Here is a 3370-nt window from a genome sequence, read left to right as displayed (position 1 = left end):
GTCATGACAACCTTGATCGTCACCGCACCACCGATGGCAGCGGCCTTCTTCCAGGGCACGCTGGGTCAGTTCACGGCGTACTCGGCGCTGGGGCAGCTTGACCGGGCCAATCAGGAGCCGGGGGCTGGTAGGCCTTATCAGCCGTCGGAGCCGGCTAGGGACAATCAGCGCTCTGAAATTACTCCTGTCCCACAAGTTAGTGGCCGAGTTTCGGGGGATGAATCCAATTCTAGTCAGACCGCAAGCGGTAAGATGGGTAATGCTAATAACATCGATAGGCAGCGAGGCTAAGAATGCGTAGTATTATATTATTATTAGCGCTTTCCCCCCTTTTTGCGTTTGCGCAAACGGCGTGTCCGGTTGGTGTAGCGCCTGGCAGTCCACAATGTGGACCTGACTCTGGGACGTCAAGAGGAGGCATTCCTGCTCCGCCGCCGCAGCCTACAGGTGAATGGATAAAAACATGGGGTGCCATTGCCATCGCTGACAATGGTGACGCTGGTTACACTAAAGGTCGCCTCACTAGCGAAGAGGCTGAACATGCCGCTATACAGAACTGCGAAAAATTGGCTGGCATGCAATGTACTATCGCATTGACTTTCCATAATCAGTGTGCCGCTATTGCCTCGCCTAGTTCTAGTTCTGGTAAGGGGGCAATAACTGGAGGGCCATCATTGAGTGATGTGGAATCTAGAGCGAGAAAAAATTGCAAAAAGAATTCAGGAGGGGATTGCAAAATTGCAATGTCCACTTGTAGTGATCCGATTTTTAAGAAATTCTGATTTTATTTAATGGCTCAGTTTTCCGCGTTGCAGAAATACGCCAAAGTGTCTGGTGCCAAGTGCGTGGTTAGAGGTACTGATTGCTCTGATCCATTTTTTAAGAAGTACTAATTTTTCCTGAATTGCGTGGGGTTTTTAATGCTTGCTTTTCTCAGGGGTATGCATCTTTTCTTTGCGGGAGCCATTTTTTTATTGCTTCCAGCTTGCGGGAAAGAAGCCATGTCGGAAGCGGCTGCTGACCTCTCTAATCACTCTCGAAAGCTGGAGCAGAGTGTAGGCGCGTCTATGCCTCAGACTGGAGGTTCTGCAAGCATCACCGATGAGCAGAGGCGTATTGCTCGCGAGCAAGATCAGCTATTGGAGCAGGCGCTTAATAGCGACCAACAACAGCAGCGCGGCGGCCTAGCCAAAGATGTGAAGCTACGTGCTTCCTATGCCCAGTGCGTTAAAAATGCAGATGCGGTAATGCCAGCATTGATGGATTGCAATCATCAAGAGTATGCGTATCAGGATGCTCGCCTGAATAAGGCTTATGTTCGTCTTTTGAAAAGCGTACCGGCGGAAAAGAAAGCCTCGCTAAAACAGGAAGAGCGCGATTGGATAAAATGGCGTGACACGCTTTGCCAATCAAATGGCGCGCTCGGTGGTGGGCAGGCGGAAGAGTTGGAAGACAGCTCTTGCGAATTGAACGCAACGTCGAAGCGTGCCGAAGAACTGGAGAAACGTTAAAAAACCTGGTTTTTCATAATAAACTGGTTGAATATGAGGGTTCAATTATGGCGGCTATGGATGGATGGCATTTGGGCATGACTTCCGCGCGGCACGAAAGTGGTCGGCGTGGAGCTGAGACCATTTCGACGGGTAAGGGAGACCACGGTGGCGTTTCTTACGGCGCCTACCAGCTTTCCTCTAAGTCAGGGACATTGCGGGAATATTTGGATCAATCGCGTTATGAAAAGGAGTTCGTAGGGTTGTCGCCCGCGACAGATGAATTTAATGCTAAGTGGACTCAGCTTGCACGGACCGATCCCGCCTTCGGTCAGGATCAGCATGATTTCATCAAGAGTACGCACTACGACAAGCAAGTTTCCGCATTGAAGGCTGGTGGGCTTGATTTAAGCGATCGTGGTCCTGCTGTTCAGGACGCGATTTGGAGTACCTCAGTGCAGTACCGCGCCTTGACTCCATCGCTATTTCGGAACGGGCTCGAAGCGAAGTTTGGTGATGACTATAAACTTTCCGATTTGTCAGATAAGCAGATCGTTGAGGCATTGCAGGACTACAAATATTCTCGCACTGAGACGTTATTCAAGAGTTCACCCACGCAGTGGGATTCGTTGCGTAATCGGGCGCTTGAGGAAAAGAAGGATTTAGTTGGTCTGACCGAAGGTCGGTTACCAACCCAGGGTTCGATGTCACATGGCTCTCCCTCGGCTGACGACGGCAAACTGGAACAAGGCGAGCGCGGCGAGCAAGTGAAGCAATTGCAAGGCCAACTCGCCCAACTCGGTGCCATCGGACGTGACGGCAAGCCTTTGCACCCAGACGGCGACTTCGGCGCCAACACCAAGCATGCCGTCGAGCAGTTCCAGCGCGAGCATGGATTGCAGGTCGATGGTGTGGTGGGACGGCAGACGCAAGCTGCATTAGGCCAGGCATTGTCGCAGCACACTGCCAAGCAAGCCGAGCAGACGGCCGCTCCGGCTGCGCCGGCACAGGCCGCAAGCCCATTGCTGTCGGACCCGCGTCATCCAGACAACGCGATGTACAACGGCGCGGTCAGCAAGCTGGAAGCCTTGGGCGAGCGGGGTGGGTTCTCCAACCGTCAGGAACTCCAACAAGCGGCCGGGCAGATCGTGTTCGAGGCCAAGGTCAGTGGTTTGCAACGCATCGATCATGTGGTGCCCAACAAGAGCGGGGATGGCTTTTTCGCAGTGCAAGGCGAGATGACGGACCCGGCAATGCGCCGTGTCTACGTGGATCGCGCACAAGCGGAAGCGCAGCCGTTGGAGCACAGCACCCGACAGGTGGCGGAGGAAAGCCAGCGTCAGGCGCAACAGACGCAGATGCAAGAAGCCGATACGCGCAGCCGAACGCTCTAGCTAAAACGTGGTCCGGCTCACCTGATGGCCTTGGCTTTGCCAAGGCCATCGCCGTTTGGCTCTTCTGTTCGCTCACTGAGCGCATAGAGCGTCTGCATATATCCTGCACTATCATCCATTAAATATTCACATTAAAGTCGACTCAGTATTGCGGGGCCGACAGCAGGAAAAGCTCGCCCGTCAGATTGCGACCACGCGCGCGGAGCTGTCCAACGCCGGTTTCGTATCCGCAAAGGAAGATCTGGCAATCGCCTCGTCGTTCTATGCGCAGCTACCGGGTAACTGGCGCTTCCGCACGCGCATCGCCAACCTGAGTTCGCTCAACTTCCTGGGCCTGTCGCCGCTGCACAACTTCGCCCAGGGCAAGCAGCACAACAACCCGTGGGGCGACTGTGTCACCACGCTGCAGACCACCAACGGGCAGCCGTATTACTTCAACTTCCACGCCACACATCCGGCCGAAAATTCCCTCGGCGAGAAGGCGAT

Annotated in this window: 3 protein-coding genes and 2 pseudogenes; all 5 read left to right on the top strand. The window is 54.0% G+C overall.

Going from position 1 to position 3370, the window contains the following annotated elements; genetic code table 11:
• A pseudogene (locus XcyCFBP4188_RS23310) lies at positions 1-291 on the top strand (type IV secretion system protein); the annotation flags it as partial.
• Positions 292-293: 2 nt separating this feature from the next.
• Complete coding sequence (locus XcyCFBP4188_RS22160) at positions 294-782, top strand: DUF4189 domain-containing protein (protein ID WP_084217894.1); 489 nt, start codon at positions 294-296, stop codon at positions 780-782.
• A 138-nt stretch (positions 783-920) separates the two neighbouring features.
• Complete coding sequence (locus XcyCFBP4188_RS22155; protein ID WP_233397383.1) at positions 921-1511, top strand: lysozyme inhibitor LprI family protein; 591 nt, start codon at positions 921-923, stop codon at positions 1509-1511.
• Positions 1512-1558: 47 nt separating this feature from the next.
• On the top strand, positions 1559-2884 hold the full coding sequence (locus XcyCFBP4188_RS22150) for a peptidoglycan-binding domain-containing protein (protein ID WP_023904410.1): 1326 nt from the start codon (positions 1559-1561) through the stop codon (positions 2882-2884).
• A 163-nt stretch (positions 2885-3047) separates the two neighbouring features.
• Positions 3048-3370 (top strand): annotated as a pseudogene (locus tag XcyCFBP4188_RS22145) (VirB4 family type IV secretion/conjugal transfer ATPase); the annotation flags it as partial.

The organism is Xanthomonas hortorum pv. cynarae (assembly GCF_002939985.1).
Taxonomy (GTDB): domain Bacteria; phylum Pseudomonadota; class Gammaproteobacteria; order Xanthomonadales; family Xanthomonadaceae; genus Xanthomonas; species Xanthomonas hortorum_D.
This window is presented reverse-complemented; position numbering and strand designations above follow the sequence as displayed.

What these genes read in the sequence shown, in the direction of transcription:
- XcyCFBP4188_RS22155 (WP_233397383.1), top strand. Translation starts at nt 921, where the DNA reads ATGCTTGCTTTTCTCAGGGGTATGCATCTTTTCTTTGCGGGAGCCATT.
- XcyCFBP4188_RS22160 (WP_084217894.1), top strand. Translation starts at nt 294, where the DNA reads ATGCGTAGTATTATATTATTATTAGCGCTTTCCCCCCTTTTTGCGTTT.
- XcyCFBP4188_RS22150 (WP_023904410.1), top strand. Translation starts at nt 1,559, where the DNA reads ATGGCGGCTATGGATGGATGGCATTTGGGCATGACTTCCGCGCGGCAC.